Raw genomic sequence first — 21,856 nt, forward strand, 5'->3', positions numbered from 1 at the left:
AGTGCAACGCGGCTTTCGCTCACCGTTGCGAGGTGGCGTATATTACGCTTTCCTCATTCAGAGTCAAGCGTTTAATTTCGCTTTTCTCTGCCGGTATTCATCGCTGAATCCCGCTGACCCGGCGGGCTGTAAGCCGTTGTTCCGTGTCAGTGGAGGCGCATTATAGGGAGTTATTCCGAAGTGACAAGGGCTAAATGCAAAAAACTTTTTAACCGCCTCTTTTTTCATCATTACGGCGCGTAATGTAGCAAAAAACCGGCGTTTTGCCGTTTTAACCAACGAAGTAAGCCGCCAGATGGCATACTGGTAAGGTAAAAAAGAGAAAGGAACGGCACGTATGTCTTTAAGCGCACAGCAGTTGGCGGCACAAAAGAATATCTCCTGGGTATTAGCGGAGAAGCTGGCTCAAAAAATTTTGACCGGTGAATATCAGCCAGAAAGTATCCTTCCAGGCGAGATGGAACTGGGCGAGCAGTTTGGCGTGAGCCGCACCGCCGTGCGTGAAGCGGTGAAGACGCTAGCGGCAAAAGGCATGCTTTTACCACGGCCGCGCATCGGAACGCGGGTGATGCCACGCAGCAGCTGGAACTTTCTCGATAAAGAACTCCTGGCCTGGTGGTTAACAGAAGATAACTTCTCCGATGTTGTCAGCCATTTCCTCGTGATGCGCGGCAGTCTGGAACCTCAAGCCTGTTTCCTGGCGTCAACCTCAGGGACGCCGGAGCAAAAAGCCCAGCTCAACGCTTTGATGGAGGAGATGGTTGAGCTGAAGAGGAACTTTCAGCGCGAACGCTGGATTGAAGTCGATATGGCCTGGCATGAACATATATATGAAATGAGCGGCAACCCTTTCCTGATCTCTTTCGCTTCTTTATTTCATTCGGTCTATCACACCTACTTCACGTCGATTACGCAGAATGAAGTGGTGAAACTGGATCTGCACCAGGCAATCGTTGATGCCATTCTGGATAGCGACGGCTTGCGGGCGCTGAGCGCCTGCCAGGCGTTGTTGAGCGCTCCCAACCATTCCGATAAATAGCAAGGGTATCGAATGACCAAAAAGAAAGCCCGCAGTATGGCCGGGCTGCCATGGATCGCAGCGATGGCTTTTTTTATGCAGGCGCTCGACGCCACCATTCTGAATACAGCCCTTCCCGCTATCGCCCATAGTCTCAACCGTTCACCGCTAGCGATGCAGTCGGCCATTATCAGCTATACGCTGACGGTGGCCATGCTTATCCCGGTCAGCGGTTGGCTGGCCGACCGCTTCGGCACGCGAAAAGTGTTTATCATCGCCGTCAGCCTGTTTACCCTCGGTTCCCTGGCCTGCGCGCTTTCCAACTCCCTGATGGAACTGGTTATCTTCCGCGTCATTCAGGGCATCGGCGGGGCCATGATGATGCCGGTAGCCAGGCTGGCGCTACTGCGCGCCTATCCGCGCAGCGAACTGCTGCCGGTGCTCAACTTCGTCACGATGCCTGGACTGGTCGGCCCTATCCTCGGTCCCGTGCTCGGCGGCGTACTGGTGACCTGGGCTAGCTGGCACTGGATTTTCCTGATTAATATTCCCATCGGTATTATCGGGATCGTGTATGCCCGCAAGTATATGCCGGATTTCACCACGCCACGGCGCCGCTTCGACACGCTCGGTTTTATCCTGTCTGGCCTGAGCCTGGTTCTGTTTTCCAGCGGAATCGAGCTGTTTGGCGAGAAAATTGTCGCCACATGGATGGCTCTGGCGGTTATCGCCCTGAGCATCGTTTTACTGTGGGCCTATATTCGTCACGCTCGCCGCCATCCCACGCCGCTCATTTCGCTTTCTTTATTTAAGACGCATACTTTCTCTGTCGGGATTGCGGGAAACCTGGCCACGCGCCTGGGTACCGGTTGCGTTCCGTTCCTGATGCCGCTGATGTTACAGGTTGGCTTCGGTTATCCGGCGATCGTCGCCGGCTGCATGATAGCGCCTACGGCTGTTGGTTCGATTATTGCGAAATCAACCGTCACCCAGATTCTTCGCTGGTTTGGTTACCGTAAAACGCTGGTTGGGGTCACGATATTTATTGGCCTGATGATCGCTCAGTTTTCGCTGCAATCGCCGGATATGTCGATCTGGATGCTGCTGCTGCCGCTCTTCATTCTGGGAATGGCAATGTCCACCCAGTTCACCTCCATGAACACCATCACGCTCGCCGATTTAACCGATGAAAACGCCAGCAGCGGCAACAGCATGTTGGCCGTGACGCAGCAGCTATCGATCAGTCTCGGGGTCGCCGTTAGCGCGGCGGTGCTGCGGTTTTATGAAGGATTCGATAGCGCAAATACCATCGAGCAGTTTCACTACACCTTTATTACCATGGGGGTTATCACCGTGGTATCGGCGATGGTATTTACCTTATTAAGAGCAAAAGATGGCCGCAACCTGATTAAGGAGCGGCACAAACGTTAGGCTGAGCCGCGAACTACCAGCTCGGGGGTTAACTGTACGCGCTGCTGTTTTTGTCCCGGGTCGGCCATACGGTGAATCAGCACATCGATGGCCAGCTCGCCCAGTTCATCTTTCGGTTGATGAATTGTGGTTAACGGCGGCGTCATATAGCGCGCCAGTTCAATGTCGTCATAACCTACCAGCGCCATATCCTGTGGGATACGCAGACCGCTCTGATAAAGGGCCTGATAGGCGCCTACCGCCATCGCATCGTTACCGATAAACACCGCCTGCGGCAGCGCTGGCAGCATCAGCAGCTTCTGCATGGCGCTGAAACCGCCGCCAAACTCAAAATCGCTGCTAATCACATATCCTTCAGGTACCGTGAGTCCGGCTCGGGCCATCGCTTCCTGATATCCCTCCAGGCGCAGTCGGGCAGGAGTTTTATCCAGCGGACCCGCAATACAGGCAATCCGCGTATAGCCCTGGTCGATCAGATACTGCGTCGCCATATCGCCGCCCAGCAGAGAGTTATCCTGAATCAGATCGCTATCGCCGTCGAACGGCGCCCAGTCCATCATCACCGTCGGTACAGAAGGGTAGCGCTGCATAATCTCCGGCGAAGGTTGATGCGTTTCAGTGCACAGCAGCAGTAAACCATCGACGCGCTTTTGCATCAGCGTCTCCAGATTACGGTTCATCCGCTGTTCATCGCCTTCGGTATTACACAGCACAAGGCTATAACCCCGTTCAAAGCAGCTGCGCTCCACGCCGCGCACCAGCTCCGAGTAAAACGGATTGGTACTGGCGGTAATGAGCATGCCTATGGTGCGGGTTTGATTTAATTTGAGACTGCGCGCCAGCGCGGACGGCGCGTAGTTCAGGCTCTTAATCGCGGCGTCGACTTTAGCGGTAATAGCTTCGCTAACGAAACGATCTTTGTTGATGACATGAGAAACCGTCGAAGTGGAAACGCCCGCAATGCGGGCTACATCCTTCATGGTAGCCAATCGTTACCCCTGTTGACGTAAAAATTCGTCTATTTCTTTTCGCCAGGGCACGGAGGGCTGAGCCCCTTTGCGGGTGACGGCGATAGCGGCGGCGGCATGGGCAAAACGAATCGCCTGCGCCAGTTCGCTACCTTCAAGCAGCGCGGTGACCAGCGCACCATTAAAGGTATCGCCAGCGGCGATGGTATCAACCGCCTGCACTTTAAAACCGGGAACCCGACGACCTTCACCTTCGCTGCTGGCCCATACGCCACGGCTGCCAAGCGTAATGATCACCGTACCAATACCTTTATCATGGAGCACTTTGGCGGCTTTTGCCGCATCATCGTCGCTTTCTACGCGAACGCCGGTGAGCTTTTCCGCTTCGGTCTCGTTAGGGGTAATGATATCCACCAGCGTGAGCAGATCATCGGGCAGTTCACGTGCCGGCGCCGGATTGAGGATAACTGAGGTTTGATTCTGGTGAGCGATTTTCGCCGCGGCCAGTACGCTTTCCAGCGGCGATTCCAGCTGCATCAGCAGCGCCTGCGCGCCGGCAATACGCCCTTTTTCCGCATCAACCTGAGCCACGCTGAGCGCGGCGTTAGCGCCAGCATGAATACCGATAGTATTCTCACCTTCAGCGTTAACAAAAATCAGCGCCACGCCGGTTGATTCTCCGGCAACGGCCCTGATCGGCGCGACGTCGATATTATCGCTTTTCAGCTGACGACGAACGCGTTCGCCAATATCATCATCGCCGGTACAGGCGATAAAGGCGATATTGGCTCCGCTGCGTCCGGCAGCAACCGCCTGGTTTGCGCCCTTACCGCCAAAAGCGACCTGATAGTGATGACCGGTAACGGTTTCACCCGGCGTTGGGAAGGCGTCAAGATTCAGGATGTGATCGGCGTTGATACTGCCAAGGACGACAAGTTTGCCTGCGGTTTTCATAATCAATATTCCCGGAAAGCGCGCCACCGGAATCCGGTGGCGCATGCCCTGCTTTTCTTTATTATGTTGTCCCTCGGACCGTCACCGATCCGAATCGCACATTATTGCTTAATGACCAGTTTCAACTCAACCGGATAGCTGGTTTCCACTTTTTCGCCCTTCAGCACTTTATCGGCTGTCTCAACGCCTTTCACGCCGATCTGCTCCGGTAACTGGGCGATGGTCGCTGCCAGTTTGCCACTATTTACCGCTTTTTCGCCATCCGGAGTGCCGTCAAATCCAACAACCATCACATCAGATTTGCCTGCCGTTTGCAGGGCACGCAGCGCGCCCAGCGCCATTTCATCGTTTTGGGCGAATACGGCCTGTACATCAGGATGCGCCGTCAGCAGGTTCTGCATGACGTTCAGGCCCTTGGTACGGTCAAAATCTGCCGGCTGGCTGGCCAGAACGTTAAACTTATGCGCAGCAACGGCCTGCTGGAAACCTTCGCCACGCTCGCGCGCCGCGGACGTCCCGGCAATGCCCTGTAGTTCAATGATCTTCGCGCTTTCACCGACTTTCTTCGCGATATAGTCACCAGCCATCTTACCGCCCAGCACGTTATCAGACGCGATATGGCTCACCACGTCGCCTTTTGACGCCTGACGGTCGAGGGTGATAACCGGAATTTTAGCCTGGTTAGCCAGCTTCACGGCGTTACCCACCGCATCGGAATCCGTTGGGTTGATCAGCAGCAGTTTGGTACCACGAACGGTTAAATCCTGCACGTTAGCCAGCTCTTTGGCCGGGTTATTCTGAGAGTCCAGAACCACCAGGTTATAGCCCAGTTTGTCCGCTTCTTTTTGCGCGCCATCCTTCAGCGAGACAAAGAACGGGTTGTTAAGGGTTGAGATAACCAGAGCGATAGTGTCTTTTGCCATCGCGTTTGCGCTTACGGTCGCACTTAACGCTACAGCAGAGACCAGGGTCGCCAGTTTTTTCATATTCATAGTTAAGATGTCCTGTAGAGTTATCAGTTACTGCTTCTTGTTATCTACCAGTACCGCCAGCAAAATAACCACCGCTTTCACGATCATCTGGTAATAGGATGAAACGCCTAATAAATTCAGTCCGTTGTTCAGAAAGCCAAGGATCAACGCGCCAATCAGCGTCCCGACAATACGGCCTTTACCGCCCGCAAGGCTGGTACCGCCGAGCACCACCGCCGCAATCGCATCCAGTTCATATCCGGTGCCCGCCGTCGGCTGCGCGGAAGAGAGACGCGCGACCTCAATAATGCCGGCCAGCGAGGCCAGCATGCCGCACAAAGAATAGACGATGATTTTAACTTTATTCACGCTGATGCCGGAAAGACGCGTTGCCGCTTCGTTGCCGCCGAGCGCGTAGATATAACGACCCAGGCGGGTATGGTGCAGCATGTACCAGGCGGCCAGGAAGACGATCGCCATAATCCACACCGGCGTTGGGATCCCAAGCGGACGGCCAATCCCGAACCAGCCAAACAGATCGGCGTTGTCGGTAAAGCCGGTGTTTACCGGGCTGCCGTTGGTATACACCATCGTCACGCCGCGCAGCAGCAACATCATGACCAGCGTGGCGATAAATGCCTGTACGCGCCCTTTCGCCACGATTACGCCGGTCACGGCGCCAATTGCCGCACCTAACGCCAGCGCAGCGGCCACCGCCACCAGCGCGTTGACCTCAATCCCCACAATGGAAGCCGCCACCGCGCCGGTCAGCGCCAGCAGGGAGCCGACGGACAGGTCGATGCCCGAAGTCAGGATAACCAGCGTCATCCCGACCGCCATAATGGCGTTAACTGAAGTCTGCTGCAGAATATTGAACAGGTTATTCACGGTAAAAAAGTTGGGGCTCATGGTCGAGACAATCGCAATCAGCACCAGCAGGGCAATCAGCGATTTTTGCTCCATCAGCCACGCTTTTGTGAAGTAGCGACGACCAGAAACAGCCGGGTTATTCATCTTTTTTACTCCTGATTCACACGGTTAAGCTTGCCCACAGCGGCAGCCATCAATACTTCCTGGGTGGCCTGCTCGCGTGTGAATTCACCGCCGAGGTGCCCTTCATGCATCACCATGATGCGATCGCTCATGCCCAGCACTTCCGGCATCTCCGAAGAGACCAGAATGATGCTCAGGCCTTCGGCTTTAAACTGGTTAATCAGCTGGTAGATCTCTTTCTTCGCCCCGACGTCGACGCCGCGGGTCGGTTCATCAAGGATCAGCACCTTCGGACGGGTCATCAAGCCGCGGGCAATCGCCACCTTCTGCTGGTTACCGCCCGATAGCAGCCCAATAGCCTGCTCCATCGACGGCGTTTTCACATTAAACAGGCGGATAAAATCACCTACCGCCTGCTGTTCATCTTTATGCTTCAGGCTACCGCCGCCGCGGCTGAAGTAACGCAGCGCGGTGAGCGACATATTCTCTTTAACCGACATGCCGAGCACTAAACCATCGCGCTTGCGGTCTTCGGAGATATAAACAATGCCGTTGGCCAGGCCATCCTGCGGAGAACGCGTAATGACCTCATGCCCATCCAGGGTAACCGATCCGCTGCTGCGCGGCAGCGCACCGTACAGCACCTTCATCAGTTCGGTTCGTCCGGCGCCCATCAGCCCGGCGACGCCGAGGATTTCGCCCTGGCGCAGAATAAAGGAGATGTTCTCCACCCCTGATCCACACAGGTTGTCGACCTTAAGGCGAACCGCGCCCGGAGCTTTGTCCAGATGCGGATACTGATCCTCCAGCTTGCGGCCGACCATCATCTCAATCAGCAGATCTTCATCCAGGCTGGCCACTTCGCGCTCGGCGATAAACTGCCCATCGCGGAAGACCGTGACGTCATCGCAAATCTCGAAGATCTCTTTCATACGGTGAGAGATATAGACAATACCGCGCCCCTGCGATTTCAGTTCGCGGATCACGCGGAACAGGGATTCGGTCTCGGTGTCGGTTAGCGCGTCGGTGGGCTCATCCATAATGATGACCTTCGACTCAAAGCTCAGCACTTTAGCGATCTCGACCATCTGCTGATCGCCGATCGACAAATCGCCCACCAGCTTTTGGCTGTTGAAGCGTAAGTTCAGCTTTGCCAATAGCTTGTCAGCTTCGGCATACATCGTTTTCCAGTCAATTTTGCCAAAGCGATTCACAAACTCACGACCGAGGAAAATATTCTCGGCGATCGTCAGCTGGGGGATCAGGTTGAGTTCCTGGTGAATGATGCCGATTCCGGCTTCCTGAGAAGATTTAGGTCCGTTGAAAGTGGTCTCTTTCCCCAACCACAGCAGCGAACCGGCATCGCGGGAGTAGATACCGGTCAGCACCTTCATCATGGTAGATTTGCCGGCACCGTTCTCCCCGACCAGCGCCATCACGCGACCTGGATAGACATTTAGCGAGGCGCCGGAGAGCGCCTTGACGCCAGGGAACGCTTTATCGATCCCTTTTAGTTGCAATAAGGCTTCCATATCGGCGACCTCAGAACGTCACGCCGGCACAGAGAATAACGTTCGCATACGGGGAACACTCCCCGCTGCGAATCACCGCCTGACTGTCTGCGGTTTCTTTTTTAAACTGCTCATGACTGGTGTAACGAATTTCAATGGTGTTTCCCTGGTGCTGCTGCAGCTGCTCAAGGTGAGTGAGCAACGTCGCATGGAGCTGCGGATTAAGGGTTTTAATCTCTTCCGCCAGGATAGCCGCTTCAACCTGCATTTCGCTCGTCACCACCTCCAGAACCTGCATAAAGGAGGGAACCCCGTGGGTTAACGCCATATCAATACGCGCGCTGCTGCGGGGAACCGGTAAACCAGCGTCGCAAACAACCAGCGTATCGGTATGCCCCAGACGGGAGATGACCGACGAGATATCAGCATTGAGGACGGTACCTTTTTTCATTTTTTCTTTTGCTCCATTAGCGAAACGTTTCGCTGGTATAAGTATTAGCAATAAGAGAACAGAAAACCATCACCAGATGTGAGAATTGTGATCGTCATCGAAACGTTTCGCAACGCAGCAGCGAGAAAGTCTGAAGCGAGCAGATAAAACAAAAAAGCCCTTCATTAAGAAGGGCCCTAGTGAATCAAATCTCAACCTGGGTGCCGAGTTCAATAACCCGGTTAGGCGGGATTTCGAACTGATCCGGCGCCCGCAGGGCGTTGCGCTGCAGCAGCAGATACAGCTTGCCGCGCAGGCGCAGATACCACGGCCGCTTGCCGATGATCAACGACTCATGCGACATAAAGAAGGAGGTCTCCATCATCCGGCAGCTCAGGCCTTCCAGCCCGCAGCGGTGGAAAACCTCTTCGACGTTCGGCGTTTCGCGCCAGCCGTAGCTGGCAACGACGCGCCAGAACGACGGCGATATCTGTTCAATCTGTACGCGACGAACGTTATGTACGTACGGCGCGTCTTCGGTACGCAGCGTGAGCAAAATCACCCGCTCGTGCAGCACCTTGTTATGCTTCAGGTTGTGCAACAGCGCGAAAGGAATCACGTTCAGCGCCCGGGACATATAAACAGCGGTACCCGGCACGCGAACCGGCGGCGATTTTTCAAGAGAAGAGATCATCGCCTCCAGAGAATTACCGTGCTCATGCATCCGACGCAGAAGGCGGAAACGTTCGCTCTTCCAGGTGGTCATGATGGTAAACATCACCAGACCGAGGGTCAGAGGCAGCCAGCCGCCGGAGACGATTTTATCGAGGTTCGCGGAGAAGAGCGGGATATCAATGCACATAAAGGCAACCAGCAGCAGCGCCACAATAAACTTATTCCAGTGCCAGTTTTGCCGCGCCACCGTCGTGAACAAAATGGTGGTCAGCACCATCGTTCCCGTCACCGCAATACCGTATGCCGCCGCCAGATTCGAGGAGTGCTCAAAGTTAACAATAACGATGACCACCGAGATATAGAGCAGCCAGTTGATAAACGGGATGTAAATCTGCCCGGACTCCATTTCCGAGGTGTGAATAATACGCATCGGCGACAGGTACCCCAGACGCACGGCCTGGCGAGTCAGAGAGAAGACGCCGGAGATAACCGCCTGGGAAGCGATAACCGTCGCCAGGGCGGCAATGATCAGCATTGGGATCAGCGCCCACTCCGGCGCCAGCAGAAAGAACGGGTTTTTAATCGCTTCCGGATGTTTAAGCAGCAGCGCCCCCTGACCAAAGTAGTTCAGTACCAGCGAAGGCAGCACGACCGAAAACCAGGCCAGGCGAATCGGCAATTTGCCGAAATGCCCCATGTCGGCATACAGCGCTTCCACGCCGGTAATCGACAGCACCACCGCCCCCAGCGCCACAAACGAGACGGTTTTATATTCGAGGAAGAAATGAACCGCCCAGTAAGGGTTCAACGCCTGCAGCACTTCAGGGTTAGCGAAAATACTGCGCGCGCCCAGTACCGCCAGCAGCAGGAACCAGATCAGCATAATCGGCGCGAACAGCTTACCCACCATGCTGGTACCGTGCTTTTGAATGGCAAATAGCAGCGTCAGGACAATGATGGATATGGGCACAACCCAGGTATCCAGGTCCGGAGCGATAATTTCCAGACCTTCTATCGCCGACATCACCGAGATGGCAGGGGTAATGACCACCTCGCCATAAAAGAAGCTGCCGCCGATAAGCCCAAGGATCACCAGGATGGACGTGGCGCGCGCGGAAGTGTTTCGCCCCGCCAGCGACATTAACGTCAGGATCCCGCCTTCACCGGCGTTATCTGCCCGCATCACGAAGGTGATGTATTTGAGTGAAACAGTAAGAATTAATAGCCAAAAAATGAGCGACAGGAAGCCAAAAACAGCATCACGCTCAACGCCAAAGCCAAACTGACCTGACAGACATTCACGAAGTGTATACAGTGGACTGGTGCCGATATCGCCGTATACCACGCCGATTGCCGCCAGCGTTATTGCCGGCAGCGATTGCTTATTATCAGTGCTCATAGACTAGTCTTTTCGTTTATAAAACAAATGTGTGCCTAGTCCCTTGGCCCACAAAAAGCGCACAGTATGCACGATTATTTGCTGAATCGTACCCCTAACTGACATCATCTTAACCTGACTCAAAGAAAATAAATCGATTCTTCAGGCTATTACCACCCCTAATCAAACATCTATACTCGACCTAACAACGACATTCTAAAAAGCACGCAACTCTATTATGGCTCAATCACATTTACTGGCAGAAAGAATTTCCCGGCTCAGCGCCGCGCTGGAAAAAGGACTCTTCGAACGCAGCCACGCAATACGCCTTTGCCTGCTTGCCGCCCTCAGCGGCGAGAGCGTTTTTCTGCTGGGCCCGCCGGGGATCGCCAAAAGCCTGATTGCCCGTCGCCTCAAGTTCGCCTTCCAGCAGGCTCGCGCATTTGAATACCTGATGACCCGTTTCTCCACGCCGGAAGAGGTCTTTGGCCCACTCTCCATTCAGGCGCTGAAAGATGAAGGGCGCTACGAACGTTTGACCGCCGGCTATCTTCCGGAAGCTGAAATTGTTTTTCTCGATGAGATCTGGAAAGCGGGCCCGGCAATTCTCAATACGCTGCTGACGGCGATAAACGAACGCCATTTCCGCAACGGGGCGACCGAAGAGAAGATCCCCATGCGCCTGCTGGTGGCGGCGTCGAACGAGCTCCCGGAGGCAGACAACAGTCTGGAAGCCTTATACGATCGTATGCTTATTCGCCTATGGCTGGATAAGGTACAGGATAAAACGAACTTCCGCTCAATGCTGATAAGCCAGCAGGACGAGAACAGTAATCCTGTCCCGGCGAGTTTGCAGGTCAGCGACGAGGAATTTCTGCAATGGCAGCAGGATATCGGCAGCGTGAAGCTACCGGACAGCGTATTTGAACTGATTTTCCAGCTGCGCCAGCAGCTGGATACGTTGCCAAACGCGCCCTACGTCTCAGATCGTCGCTGGAAAAAAGCCATTCGTCTGCTGCAGGCCAGCGCCTTTTTCAGCGGCCGCGACACCATTGCGCCAATAGACCTGATCCTGCTGAAGGATTGCCTGTGGCACAATATTGAGACGATGAATCTGATGTCCGTGCAGATTGAGACCTTAATGACCAGCCACGCCTGGCAGCAGCAGGCGATGCTCACCCGCCTCGGGTCGATTATTCAACGGCGCATTCAGCTTCAACAGCAGCAAAGCGATAAGACCGCGCTAAAAGTCACCCGTCTCGGCGGGATGTTCAGCCGTAAACCTCATTATGAACTGCCTGCTGAAGTGCAGGACCCCACGCTAACGCTGCTTCTCCAGCAGCCGCTAAAACTGCACGACCTGGAAGTGATTCATATTACGTTTGTTCGTGAAGAGCTTGCTCACTGGCTGGAGAAAGGGGGTGAGATCCGCGGCAAGCTCAACGGCATTGGTTTTGCCCAGCAGCTGAATATGGATGTCGATACCAGCCAGCATCTGGTCGTGCGCGATGTGAGCCTGCAGGGGTCGCGACTCTCCCTGCCCGGTAGCGAATCACGGGAAAATATGCCGGCAGAAATCAGGCAACAGCTGGAGGCGCTGGACGACGAATGGCATCAGCAACATAACCGCTTCAGCGAACAGCAAAAATGTCTGTTTATTCCCGGCGAGTGGCTGGGGCGCATTGAAGCCAGCCTGCAGGACGTGGGAACGCAGATTAAACAGGCCCGCCAGTCATGACGCTGGACATGCTGAATGTCATGCTGGCAGTCGGCGAAGAGGGCATGATCGATGAGATGCTGCTGGCCCTGCTGGCAGCGCCTCAACTCGCGGTATTCTTTGAAAAATTTCCGCGGCTCAAAAATATTATCGCCGCCGACATTCCTCGCTGGCGGGAAGCGGTCAGATCGCGACTAAAAGAGACCAACGTCCCGCCCGAGCTGGATGCGGAAGTTCAGTGCTATCAGCAATCACAGCGGCTTTCCACCTCGCAGTTTATCGTCCAGCTGCCGCAAATTCTGAGCCAGCTGCATAAGCTGCACTCCCCTTTTGCCAGCCAGGCGCAGCAGCTGGTGGACAACAACAGCACCTTTACGCCGGCGCTGCACACGTTATTCCTTCAGCGCTGGCGTCTGAGCCTGGTGGTGCAGGCAACCTCTCTTAATCAGCAGCTGCTGGATGAAGAGCGCGATCAGCTGCTGAGCGAAGTTCAGGAGCGCATGACCCTCAGCGGCCAGCTCGAGCCCGTGCTGGTGGAGAATGATAATGCGGCGGGACACCTGTGGGACATGAGCGCCGGAGAGCTGAAGCGAGGCGATTACCAGCTGATCGTTCGCTACGGGGACTTTTTAAGCCAACAACCTGAACTCATGCAGCTCGCCGAACAGCTGGGGCGCTCGCGTGAAGCGAAAGCGGTGCCGAAAAAAGATGCGCCGATGGAGACCTTCCGCAGCCTGGTGCGCGAACCGGCTACCGTACCGGAGCAGGTCGACGGTCTTCAGCAGAGCGACGATATTCTACGTCTGCTGCCGCCTGAGCTGGCCACCCTCGGCATCACCGAGCTGGAGTTTGAGTTCTACCGCAAGCTGGTTGAAAAGCAGCTGCTGACCTATCGACTACATGGTGATGCGTGGAAGGAAAAGATCACCGAACGGCCGGTAACGCGCCAGGACGTTGATGAACAGCCGCGCGGGCCGTTTATCGTCTGCGTCGATACTTCCGGCTCAATGGGCGGTTTCAATGAACAGTGCGCCAAGGCGTTTTGTCTGGCGCTGATGCGGGTCGCTCTGGCGGATAACCGCCGCTGCTTCATTATGCTGTTTTCCAGCGAAGTGGTGCACTACGAACTCACCGGCCCGCAGGGGCTGGAACAGGCGATTCGTTTCTTGAGCCAGCGCTTTCGCGGCGGCACCGATCTGGCCAGCTGCTTCCGGGCGGTGATTGAGCGTATGCAGAATCCGCAGTGGGTCGATGCTGATGCGGTGGTGATTTCTGATTTTATCGCCCAGCGCTTGCCGGATGAGGTGATCAATAAGGTGGGAGAGCTACAGCATAAACATCAACATCGTTTTCATGCGGTGGCGATGTCGGTACACGGCAAGCCCGGCATTATGCGCGTATTCGATCATATCTGGCGCTTTGATACCGGGTTGCGTAGCCGCCTGCTGAGACGCTGGCGGCGTTAATCACTGATTAAAGAAGCGCAGCAACGCTTTGACGAACCTGGGTTGGCCACACGCCGCACTGCACCTGGCCGATATGCTCAAGCTGCAGCAGCAGCATCGTCAGGCGAGACTGGCCAATGCCGCCGCCAATCGTCTGCGGCATCTCTCCGCGCAGCAGCGCCTGGTGCCATTCCAGCTGCAGGCGATCTTCGTCGCCGGTCATCGCGAGCTGACGCTTCAGCGCTTCGGCATCGACGCGGATCCCCATTGAAGAGAGCTCGAATGCATCTTCAAGCACCGGGTTCCACACCAGAATATCACCGTTCAGACCGGCATAGCCTTCAGCGGCAGGCGTGCTCCAGTCATCGTAATCCGGCGCGCGAACGTCGTGACGCTGGCCATCGGAAAGCTTGCCGCCGATACCGATCAGGAATACCGCGCCCAGCTCTTTCGCGATCGCCCGCTCGCGGCCCTTGGCATCAAGATCCGGATAGCGACTTAAAAGCTCCTCGCTGTGAACAAACTGGATCGTCTCCGGCAAGAAAGGCGTGAGGCCAAACGCTTTACTGACGGCGTCTTCGGTCGCTTTGATCCCGGCATAGATCGCTTCAACGGTTGCTTTCAGCGTGCCGCTGTGGCGCTCTCCGTCGCCCATTACGCGCTCCCAGTCCCACTGGTCAACGTAAACGGAATGGATGGGAGTTAATCGGTCTTCATCGGGACGAAGGGCCTTCATGTGCGTGTACAGCCCTTCGCCCGCGCTGAAGTCGTGTTGTCCCAGGGTTTGACGCTTCCACTTCGCCAGTGAATGAACCACTTCGAACTGGGCGTCTGGCAGTGTTTTCACTTTAACCTGAACCGCTTTTTCGCAACCAGAGAGGTTATCCTGGGTCCCATCGCCCACGCGGCTTAAGATCGGCGCCTGGACTTCGATCAGGCCGAGCTTCTCTTCAAGCTGGCGGGAAAAGTGTGACTTAACGAAACTAATCTGGCGTTGTTTTGCGATGTATGCGGTTTTCATTTTTTATAACTCCTGCGTCCTGTTGCCATTGATTAAGCAACAAAACAGCGCTGCAATTCAATAATCCAACAACAAAAAGCCTGCATCGATTTTGATTCATTAAAATTTGAGGCTAAAATAGAAATATTCGTCAAACTTCATAAGAAAAACCTATGGAAAATTATCAGATCGACAATCTGGACCGCGGCATTCTAGAGGCCTTAATGGCCAACGCGCGCACCGCCTATGCTGAACTGGCAAAACAGTTTGGCGTCAGCCCGGGGACCATTCACGTGCGGGTAGAGAAAATGAAGCAGGCCGGAATTATTACCGGCGCACGCATCGACGTCAGCCCCAAGCAGCTGGGTTACGATGTAGGATGTTTTATCGGCATCATTCTGAAGAGCGCGAAAGACTACCCCTCCGCGCTGGCCAGGCTAAACAGCCTGGATGAGGTTACTGAAGCCTATTACACCACCGGACACTACAGTATCTTTATAAAAGTGATGTGCCGATCGATTGATGCGCTCCAGCATGTACTTATCAACAAGATCCAAACAATTGATGAAATTCAGTCCACTGAAACGCTGATCGTCCTGCAAAACCCGATTATGCGTACCATCCGCCCGTGATCGGGCTTTTTAATCCCACATTTTTCCACAGGTAGATCCCAGCTCGCTCACAGCGTACAATACGCCACTCTGAATAGTGGAGCGGGCGATCATGGCAGAGATAACTCTTATCAGCGGCAGTACGCTGGGTAGCGCAGAATATGTATCAGAACATCTGGCGGAAAAGCTGGAAGAGGCTGGACACAGCACGACTATTCAGCACGGCCCGCTGATCGACGATCTGCAGGCGAAAGGGATCTGGCTGGTTATCTCTTCGACGCATGGCGCCGGGGACATTCCCGATAATCTTCTGCCTTTCTATGAAGCGCTTCAGGAGAAGCAGGTCGACCTCTCTGCGGTCCGTTTTGGCGCAGTCGGCATCGGTAGCCGTGAATACGATACCTTCTGCGGAGCAATTGATAAGCTCGAGACGGCGCTCAACGCCTGCGGGGCAAAACAGATCGGTGAAACGCTAAAAATTAACGTTCTCGAACATGAAATTCCGGAAGATCCGGCCGAGATTTGGCTGGGATCCTGGAAAAACTTGCTCTGAGAATTGTAAAGATCATACTTTCTTCTGTGGATAACTATGCTTAAAAGCTTGGATCAACCGGTAGTTATCCAAAGTATAACCCTTGACTGATTTTTGTGCTGTGTATAACCCTTCATTTTGATCCCAGCTTATACGGACCAGGATCACCGATCATTCACAGAAAGCGATCCTTCTTAAGCGTTTGATCTTAAATCGCGGATCTGACTTATCCACAAGACAAGCCGATCCTAATAAGAGATCACAATAAAACAGATCTCTAAATAAAAGATCTTCTTTTTAATACTCAGGATCCCGGCGCTTTCTCGAAAGGCTAAAGTTGAGTAGAATCCACGGCCCGGGCTTCACTCTATTTTCAAACCGCTTTATGCGAGGCATACCACCATGTTTTATCAGGATCCTTTTGACGTCATCATCATTGGCGGGGGTCATGCAGGCACTGAGGCCGCGATGGCCGCAGCGCGAATGGGTCAACAGACTCTGCTTTTGACACACAATATCGACACTCTGGGGCAGATGAGCTGCAACCCGGCGATTGGCGGCATTGGGAAAGGACACCTGGTAAAAGAAGTGGATGCGCTTGGCGGCCTGATGGCGAAGGCAATTGACCACGCCGGCATTCAGTTTAGGATACTAAACGCCAGCAAAGGCCCGGCCGTACGGGCAACTCGCGCTCAGGCAGACCGTGTGCTGTACCGGCAGGCCGTACGTACCGCGCTGGAAAACCAGCCTAATTTAATGATCTTCCAGCAGGCGGTGGAAGATCTGATTGTCGAAAACGATCGTGTTGTTGGCGCCGTCACCCAGATGGGGCTTAAATTCCGCGCCAAAGCGGTGGTACTGACCGTCGGAACCTTTCTCGACGGTAAGATCCATATCGGTCTGGATAACTACAGCGGCGGTCGTGCAGGCGATCCTCCGTCGATCCCGCTGTCCCGCCGCTTGCGTGAACTGCCGCTGCGCGTCAGCCGCCTGAAAACCGGTACCCCGCCGCGTATCGATGCGAGGACGATTGATTTCAGCGTTCTGGCACAGCAGCACGGCGATAATCCGATGCCGGTCTTCTCGTTTATGGGAGATGCTTCGCAGCATCCGCGTCAGGTGCCGTGCTACGTCACGCATACCAACGAGAAAACGCATGACGTGATCCGTAATAACCTCGATCGCAGCCCGATGTATGCCGGCGTGATTGAAGGGATCGGTCCCCGCTACTGTCCTTCGATCGAAGACAAGGTCATGCGCTTTGCCGATCGTAACCAGCATCAAATTTTCCTCGAGCCGGAAGGCCTGACGTCCAACGAAATTTATCCAAATGGCATCTCCACCAGCCTGCCGTTCGATGTCCAGATGCAAATCGTCCGCTCAATGCAGGGGATGGAAAATGCAAAAATCGTTCGTCCTGGCTACGCTATTGAGTACGATTTCTTTGACCCGCGCGACCTGAAACCGACGCTGGAAAGTAAATTTATTCATGGCCTGTTCTTTGCCGGCCAGATTAACGGCACCACCGGTTATGAAGAAGCCGCCGCTCAGGGCCTGCTGGCAGGCCTGAACGCCGCTCGTTTCTCCGCCGAGAAAGAGGGGTGGGCGCCTGGCCGCTCTCAGGCTTACCTTGGCGTCCTGGTAGACGATCTGTGTACTCTCGGTACCAAAGAACCGTACCGCATGTTTACCTCTCGTGCGGAATACCGCCTGATGCTGCGTGAAGACAACGCCGATCTGCGCCTGACCGAACAAGGTCGTGAACTGGGTCTGGTGGATGACGAACGCTGGGCGCGTTTCAACGAGAAGCTTGAGAGCATTGAACGTGAACGTCAGCGTCTGAAAACCAGCTGGGTTAATCCGCTGGCGGAAAGCGCTGCGGAAGTGAATGCTCGACTGACGGCGCCTTTGTCCCGTGAAGCTAACGGTGAAGATTTGCTCCGTCGTCCGGAAATGACCTACGAACAGCTGGTGCAGATGACGCCGTTCTCGCCGGGTCTTGAGGACAAGCAAGCGGCTGAACAGGTCGAAATTCAGGTAAAATACGAAGGCTACATCGCGCGCCAGCAGGATGAAATCGAGAAACAACAGCGCAACGAGAACACGTTGCTGCCTGCTACGCTTGATTATCGCCAGGTGAATGGGCTGTCGAACGAGGTCATTGCCAAGTTGAACGACCATAAGCCGTCTTCGATAGGGCAGGCATCGCGTATTTCCGGCATTACGCCTGCGGCAATCTCGATTTTGCTGGTGTGGTTAAAAAAGCAGGGAATGCTGCGCCGTAGCGCCTGATATTCCACTGAACGATACATGGGCGAATAGCGCATCAGATATCCGTCAGGTCAATTTCTCAGCCCGGTAAGCGTATCGCCTCCGGGCTCATTGTTTTTAAACAGGTAAAGATCGTGCTCAACAAACTTTCTCGTCTGCTTGATGAAGCAGGTATTTCACTTACCGATCCCCAGAAAAACCAGCTTGTCGCCTACGTTGGCATGCTGGATAAGTGGAATAAGGCCTATAACCTGACCTCGGTTCGCGATCCTGACGAGATGCTGGTACGCCACATCCTCGACAGCATTGTTGTTGCGCCATACCTTAAAGGAACGCGTTTTATCGATGTCGGTACGGGGCCTGGGCTGCCGGGGATCCCGCTGGCTATCGTGCGTCCTGAATCCCACTTCACCCTGCTGGACAGTCTGGGCAAGCGAGTACGTTTCCTTCGGCAAGTCCAGCATGAGCTCAAACTGGATAACATCACCCCGGTACAAAGCCGTGTGGAAGAGTTCCCGGCAGAGCCGCCGTTTGACGGCGTGATTAGCCGCGCATTTGCGTCGCTGAATGACATGGTGAGCTGGTGCCATCATTTACCTGCAGAGAACGGTCACTTTTATGCGCTCAAGGGCTTAGCGCAGGAAGATGAAATGGCAAATCTGCCGGAAGGGGTCGTCATTAAGGAAGTTGTCGAACTGCATGTGCCTCAGCTGGAAGGGGAGCGTCACCTTGTGGTGATTCAGCCAAAAATGATTTAATTTTTATCAAAAAATGTGAAAAAAACACGGTCCGTGGATGTTACAAAAATAAAAGTCACGGCAGGGTATTATCGGACTGTCTTTAACCCTGGGGTTACCAGGGGTTTTCTTTCCGTTAACTTTGCCCTGTTGCTTTACCAACAGAATAGTCAACATTGAAAATATCAGTACGCTAAAAATCTCGCTGCTTGCACTTCATACTGATGTTAAATTTTTATTATGAATGTCAATAAAAGGTTTTTATTGTATATGGGATTGTTTTAGAAAGAATACCTGGTTTTTATGTTGAATATCAAACGGATAAAAAATTGAGTTTTATGTACAGAATTAATTCGATTTCGCGAAAAATGTTTATTATGTGATCTGATGCACGCTTTAATTGCCGATTTTTCGCGGTATTTGCAGTTTTGCATGACGGCTCACAGATCGGTGAAATGCATGAAAAGTTGTCTGTCGGAAAATAATTAAACATTTATTCACTATTTTGCTACTTATTGTTTGAAATCACGAGGCGTCACCGTATAATTTGTCCGCTTTTTGATGCTTGACTCTTCGTCTTAAAGGACGTTTTATACGACACGCGACATACCTCGAAGGGAGCAGGAGTAAAAACGTGATGTCAGTGTCGCTCTTGAGTCGAAACGTTGCTCGTAAGCTTCTGTTTATTCAGTTACTGGCAGTAATAGCAAGTGGACTGCTGTTCAGCCTCAAAGACCCTTTCTGGGGCATCTCCGCGGTGAGTGGAGGTTTGGCGGTTCTTTTGCCAAACATGATATTTATGATTTTTGCCTGGCGTCATCAGGCGCATACACCAGCTAAAGGCCGAGTGGCCTGGTCCTTCGCCATTGGTGAAGCCTTCAAGGTGTTGCTGACCTTCGCCTTTCTGGCGGTGGCGCTGGCGGTTTTGAAAGTGGTATTTTTGCCGCTGATAGTGACGTGGGTTTTGGTGCTGGTGGTACAAGTTCTGGCGCCAGCTGTAATTAACAACAAAGGGTAAAAGGCATCATGGCTTCAGAAAATATGACGCCGCAGGATTACATAGGCCACCATCTGAACAACCTTCAGCTGGACCTGCGTACATTCTCGCTGGTGGATCCGCACAACCCCCCGGCCACCTTCTGGACGCTCAACATTGACTCCATGTTTTTCTCAGTGGTGCTCGGTCTGTTATTCCTGTTTATGTTCCGCAGCGTGGCTAAAAAGGCGACAACCGGCGTACCTGGTAAATTCCAGACCTTCATTGAGATGATCATCGGCTTCGTCCATGGCAGCGTCAAAGATATGTATCACGGCAAGAGCAAGGTCATTGCTCCGCTGGCCCTCACCGTGTTCGTCTGGGTATTCCTGATGAACCTGATGGATCTGCTGCCTATCGACTTTATCCCTTGGATCGGCGAACACGTTCTCGGTCTGCCTGCTCTGCGCGTGGTGCCGTCAGCTGACGTTAACATCACCCTGTCGATGGCGCTTGGCGTATTTATCCTGATTCTTTTCTACAGCATCAAAATGAAAGGCGTGGGCGGGTTCGTTAAAGAACTGACCCTGCAGCCGTTCAATCACTGGGCGTTCATTCCTGTCAACTTAATCCTTGAAGGGGTAAGCCTGCTGTCAAAACCTGTATCACTGGGTCTGCGACTGTTCGGCAACATGTATGCCGGTGAGCTGATTTTCATTCTGATTGCTGGCCTGTTGCCGTGGTGGTCACAGTGGATTCTGAATGTGCCATGGGCCATTTTCCACATCCTGATTATTACGCTGCAAGCCTTCATCTTCATGGTTCTGACGATCGTCTATCTGTCGATGGCATCTGAAGAGCATTGATTTTTACCAACATACTACGTTTTAACTGAAACAAACTGGAGACTGTCATGGAAAACCTGAATATGGATCTGCTGTACATGGCTGCCGCTGTGATGATGGGTCTGGCGGCAATCGGTGCTGCGATCGGTATCGGCATCCTCGGGGGTAAATTCCTGGAAGGCGCAGCGCGTCAACCGGATCTGATTCCTCTGCTGCGTACTCAGTTCTTTATCGTTATGGGTCTGGTGGATGCTATCCCGATGATCGCTGTAGGTCTGGGTCTGTACGTGATGTTCGCCGTCGCGTAGTAAGTTGTTCGAAAGAAACCTAAGCCACAGAGTTATTTTTTAAGAGGTATTGTGCTGTGAACATGAACGCAACAATCCTCGGCCAGGCCATCGCGTTTGTTATCTTCGTATGGTTCTGCATGAAGTATGTATGGCCGCCTTTAATGGCTGCCATCGAAAAGCGCCAGAAAGAAATTTCTGACGGTTTAGCTTCTGCAGAACGCGCTAAGAAAGATTTGGACCTTGCACAGGCCAACGCGACCGACCAGCTGAAAAAAGCGAAAGCGGAAGCCCAGGTAATCATCGAGCAGGCGAACAAGCGTCGCTCTCAGATCCTGGATGAAGCAAAAGCGGAAGCAGAACAGGAACGCACCAAAATCGTCGCACAGGCGCAGGCTGAAATCGATGCCGAACGTAAACGTGCCCGTGAGGAGCTGCGTAAGCAGGTTGCTATCCTGGCTGTTGCTGGCGCCGAGAAGATCATCGAACGTTCCGTGGATGAAGCTGCTAACAGCGACATCGTGGATAAACTTGTCGCTGAACTGTAAGGAGGGAGGGGCTGATGTCTGAATTTGTAACGGTAGCTCGCCCCTACGCCAAAGCAGCTTTTGACTTTGCCGTCGAACACAACAGCGTTGAACGCTGGCAGGATATGCTGGCGTTTGTTGCTGAAGTGACTAAAAACGAAGAAATGGCAGAGCTACTCTCTGGCGCACTGGCGCCGGAAACGCTCTCTGATGTGTTTATCGCGGTTTGTGGTGAGCAACTGGACGAAAATGGTCAAAACCTGATCCGGGTGATGGCTGAAAATGGTCGTCTGAAAGCGCTCCCTGATGTTCTCGAGCAGTTCATTCATCTGCGCGCTGCCAGTGAGGCAACCGCAGAGGTAGAAGTTATTTCTGCCGCTCAAATGAGTGACGAACAGCTTGCGAAAATTACCGCCGCGATGGAAAAACGTCTGTCACGCAAAGTTAAGCTGAATTGCAAAATCGATAAGTCTGTAATGGCAGGCGTAATCATCCGTTCGGGTGATATGGTCATTGATGGTAGCGTACGCGGCCGTCTTGAACGCCTTGCAGACGTCTTGCAGTCTTAAGGGGACTGGA

At 53.6% G+C, this 21,856-nt stretch carries 21 protein-coding genes; 13 read left to right on the plus strand and 8 right to left on the minus strand.

What is annotated here, in order from left to right:
• Window positions 1-337: 337 nt before the first annotated feature.
• Complete coding sequence (locus ABLV30_RS04285) at window positions 338-1,039, plus strand: FadR/GntR family transcriptional regulator (RefSeq protein ID WP_004855803.1); 702 nt, start codon at window positions 338-340, stop codon at window positions 1,037-1,039.
• 12 nt (window positions 1,040-1,051) lie between these two features.
• Complete coding sequence (gene mdtD / locus ABLV30_RS04290; protein ID WP_348865558.1) at window positions 1,052-2,449, plus strand: multidrug transporter subunit MdtD; 1,398 nt, start codon at window positions 1,052-1,054, stop codon at window positions 2,447-2,449.
• Here mdtD and rbsR read toward each other — a convergent pair.
• The 7 genes from rbsR to kup all read right to left on the minus strand — a co-directional run bounded on the left by rbsR (window position 2,446) and on the right by kup (window position 10,350).
• On the minus strand, window positions 2,446-3,438 hold the full coding sequence (gene rbsR, locus ABLV30_RS04295) for a ribose operon transcriptional repressor RbsR (protein WP_014227359.1): 993 nt from the start codon (window positions 3,436-3,438) through the stop codon (window positions 2,446-2,448). The two genes, mdtD and rbsR, sit on opposite strands and share 4 nt — an antisense overlap.
• Before the next feature lie 3 nt (window positions 3,439-3,441).
• Window positions 3,442-4,374 (minus strand): ribokinase, encoded by a 933-nt coding sequence (gene rbsK / locus ABLV30_RS04300; RefSeq protein ID WP_265802165.1) that lies wholly within the window; start codon window positions 4,372-4,374, stop codon window positions 3,442-3,444.
• Window positions 4,375-4,472: 98 nt separating this feature from the next.
• Window positions 4,473-5,363, minus strand: coding sequence for a ribose ABC transporter substrate-binding protein RbsB (gene rbsB / locus ABLV30_RS04305; protein WP_004855794.1), 891 nt, complete (start codon window positions 5,361-5,363; stop codon window positions 4,473-4,475).
• Window positions 5,364-5,390: 27 nt separating this feature from the next.
• Window positions 5,391-6,356 carry a ribose ABC transporter permease gene (rbsC, locus tag ABLV30_RS04310; protein ID WP_004855792.1) on the minus strand — a complete coding sequence of 322 codons (966 nt, stop codon included), beginning with the start codon at window positions 6,354-6,356 and terminating at the stop codon, window positions 5,391-5,393.
• Between the two features lie 5 nt (window positions 6,357-6,361).
• Window positions 6,362-7,867 carry a ribose ABC transporter ATP-binding protein RbsA gene (gene rbsA, locus ABLV30_RS04315; protein ID WP_009653315.1) on the minus strand — a complete coding sequence of 502 codons (1,506 nt, stop codon included), beginning with the start codon at window positions 7,865-7,867 and terminating at the stop codon, window positions 6,362-6,364.
• A gap of 10 nt (window positions 7,868-7,877) precedes the next feature.
• Window positions 7,878-8,297 carry a D-ribose pyranase gene (gene rbsD / locus ABLV30_RS04320; RefSeq protein ID WP_004855789.1) on the minus strand — a complete coding sequence of 140 codons (420 nt, stop codon included), beginning with the start codon at window positions 8,295-8,297 and terminating at the stop codon, window positions 7,878-7,880.
• 184 nt (window positions 8,298-8,481) lie between these two features.
• On the minus strand, window positions 8,482-10,350 hold the full coding sequence (gene kup, locus ABLV30_RS04325) for a low affinity potassium transporter Kup (RefSeq protein ID WP_014227355.1): 1,869 nt from the start codon (window positions 10,348-10,350) through the stop codon (window positions 8,482-8,484).
• Window positions 10,351-10,567: 217 nt separating this feature from the next.
• Here kup and ravA point away from each other — a divergent pair, with 217 nt between their 5' ends.
• Together ravA and viaA are read left to right on the plus strand one after the other, a co-directional pair.
• Window positions 10,568-12,067, plus strand: coding sequence for an ATPase RavA (ravA, locus tag ABLV30_RS04330; protein WP_014227354.1), 1,500 nt, complete (start codon window positions 10,568-10,570; stop codon window positions 12,065-12,067).
• On the plus strand, window positions 12,064-13,512 hold the full coding sequence (gene viaA / locus ABLV30_RS04335) for an ATPase RavA stimulator ViaA (protein ID WP_014839869.1): 1,449 nt from the start codon (window positions 12,064-12,066) through the stop codon (window positions 13,510-13,512). Before ravA ends, viaA begins: the two co-directional genes overlap by 4 nt.
• 7 nt (window positions 13,513-13,519) lie before the next feature.
• Here viaA and asnA read toward each other — a convergent pair whose 3' ends face one another.
• Window positions 13,520-14,512 carry an aspartate--ammonia ligase gene (asnA, locus tag ABLV30_RS04340; RefSeq protein ID WP_265802160.1) on the minus strand — a complete coding sequence of 331 codons (993 nt, stop codon included), beginning with the start codon at window positions 14,510-14,512 and terminating at the stop codon, window positions 13,520-13,522.
• 152 nt (window positions 14,513-14,664) lie between these two features.
• Between asnA and asnC the strand changes: the two genes are divergently transcribed.
• From asnC to atpH, 9 genes are all read left to right on the plus strand, one after another.
• On the plus strand, window positions 14,665-15,123 hold the full coding sequence (gene asnC, locus ABLV30_RS04345) for a transcriptional regulator AsnC (protein WP_004107306.1): 459 nt from the start codon (window positions 14,665-14,667) through the stop codon (window positions 15,121-15,123).
• 91 nt (window positions 15,124-15,214) lie between these two features.
• The gene (mioC, locus tag ABLV30_RS04350; protein ID WP_265802161.1) at window positions 15,215-15,655 is read left to right on the plus strand and encodes an FMN-binding protein MioC; all 441 of its coding nucleotides are present in this window, start codon (window positions 15,215-15,217) and stop codon (window positions 15,653-15,655) included.
• Between the two features lie 381 nt (window positions 15,656-16,036).
• Entirely contained in the window at window positions 16,037-17,926 is a 1,890-nt protein-coding gene (mnmG, locus tag ABLV30_RS04355; protein WP_004855773.1) for a tRNA uridine-5-carboxymethylaminomethyl(34) synthesis enzyme MnmG, read from the plus strand.
• 113 nt (window positions 17,927-18,039) lie between these two features.
• Entirely contained in the window at window positions 18,040-18,663 is a 624-nt protein-coding gene (rsmG, locus tag ABLV30_RS04360; protein WP_265802162.1) for a 16S rRNA (guanine(527)-N(7))-methyltransferase RsmG, read from the plus strand.
• Between the two features lie 616 nt (window positions 18,664-19,279).
• Complete coding sequence (gene atpI / locus ABLV30_RS04365) at window positions 19,280-19,660, plus strand: F0F1 ATP synthase subunit I (protein ID WP_004127040.1); 381 nt, start codon at window positions 19,280-19,282, stop codon at window positions 19,658-19,660.
• 8 nt (window positions 19,661-19,668) lie between these two features.
• Complete coding sequence (atpB, locus tag ABLV30_RS04370) at window positions 19,669-20,484, plus strand: F0F1 ATP synthase subunit A (RefSeq protein ID WP_004127037.1); 816 nt, start codon at window positions 19,669-19,671, stop codon at window positions 20,482-20,484.
• 47 nt (window positions 20,485-20,531) lie between these two features.
• A complete protein-coding gene (gene atpE, locus ABLV30_RS04375; RefSeq protein ID WP_000429386.1) occupies window positions 20,532-20,771 on the plus strand; it encodes a F0F1 ATP synthase subunit C in 240 nt (79 codons plus the stop codon).
• 56 nt (window positions 20,772-20,827) lie between these two features.
• Window positions 20,828-21,298 (plus strand): F0F1 ATP synthase subunit B, encoded by a 471-nt coding sequence (atpF, locus tag ABLV30_RS04380; protein ID WP_004107293.1) that lies wholly within the window; start codon window positions 20,828-20,830, stop codon window positions 21,296-21,298.
• Window positions 21,299-21,312: 14 nt separating this feature from the next.
• Window positions 21,313-21,846 (plus strand): F0F1 ATP synthase subunit delta, encoded by a 534-nt coding sequence (atpH, locus tag ABLV30_RS04385; RefSeq protein WP_004855764.1) that lies wholly within the window; start codon window positions 21,313-21,315, stop codon window positions 21,844-21,846.
• Window positions 21,847-21,856: the final 10 nt, after the last annotated feature.

It is taken from the genome of Klebsiella sp. CN_Kp113 (genome assembly GCF_040064585.1).
Taxonomy (GTDB): Bacteria; Pseudomonadota; Gammaproteobacteria; order Enterobacterales; family Enterobacteriaceae; genus Klebsiella; species Klebsiella michiganensis.

What these genes read in the sequence shown, in the direction of transcription:
- ABLV30_RS04285 (WP_004855803.1), top strand. Translation starts at nt 338, where the DNA reads ATGTCTTTAAGCGCACAGCAGTTGGCGGCACAAAAGAATATCTCCTGG.
- mdtD (WP_348865558.1), top strand. Translation starts at nt 1,052, where the DNA reads ATGACCAAAAAGAAAGCCCGCAGTATGGCCGGGCTGCCATGGATCGCA.
- rbsB (WP_004855794.1), bottom strand. Translation starts at nt 5,363, where the DNA reads ATGAATATGAAAAAACTGGCGACCCTGGTCTCTGCTGTAGCGTTAAGT.
- rbsC (WP_004855792.1), bottom strand. Translation starts at nt 6,356, where the DNA reads ATGAATAACCCGGCTGTTTCTGGTCGTCGCTACTTCACAAAAGCGTGG.
- rbsA (WP_009653315.1), bottom strand. Translation starts at nt 7,867, where the DNA reads ATGGAAGCCTTATTGCAACTAAAAGGGATCGATAAAGCGTTCCCTGGC.
- rbsD (WP_004855789.1), bottom strand. Translation starts at nt 8,297, where the DNA reads ATGAAAAAAGGTACCGTCCTCAATGCTGATATCTCGTCGGTCATCTCC.
- kup (WP_014227355.1), bottom strand. Translation starts at nt 10,350, where the DNA reads ATGAGCACTGATAATAAGCAATCGCTGCCGGCAATAACGCTGGCGGCA.
- ravA (WP_014227354.1), top strand. Translation starts at nt 10,568, where the DNA reads ATGGCTCAATCACATTTACTGGCAGAAAGAATTTCCCGGCTCAGCGCC.
- viaA (WP_014839869.1), top strand. Translation starts at nt 12,064, where the DNA reads ATGACGCTGGACATGCTGAATGTCATGCTGGCAGTCGGCGAAGAGGGC.
- asnA (WP_265802160.1), bottom strand. Translation starts at nt 14,512, where the DNA reads ATGAAAACCGCATACATCGCAAAACAACGCCAGATTAGTTTCGTTAAG.
- asnC (WP_004107306.1), top strand. Translation starts at nt 14,665, where the DNA reads ATGGAAAATTATCAGATCGACAATCTGGACCGCGGCATTCTAGAGGCC.
- mioC (WP_265802161.1), top strand. Translation starts at nt 15,215, where the DNA reads ATGGCAGAGATAACTCTTATCAGCGGCAGTACGCTGGGTAGCGCAGAA.
- mnmG (WP_004855773.1), top strand. Translation starts at nt 16,037, where the DNA reads ATGTTTTATCAGGATCCTTTTGACGTCATCATCATTGGCGGGGGTCAT.
- atpI (WP_004127040.1), top strand. Translation starts at nt 19,280, where the DNA reads ATGTCAGTGTCGCTCTTGAGTCGAAACGTTGCTCGTAAGCTTCTGTTT.
- atpB (WP_004127037.1), top strand. Translation starts at nt 19,669, where the DNA reads ATGGCTTCAGAAAATATGACGCCGCAGGATTACATAGGCCACCATCTG.
- atpE (WP_000429386.1), top strand. Translation starts at nt 20,532, where the DNA reads ATGGAAAACCTGAATATGGATCTGCTGTACATGGCTGCCGCTGTGATG.
- atpH (WP_004855764.1), top strand. Translation starts at nt 21,313, where the DNA reads ATGTCTGAATTTGTAACGGTAGCTCGCCCCTACGCCAAAGCAGCTTTT.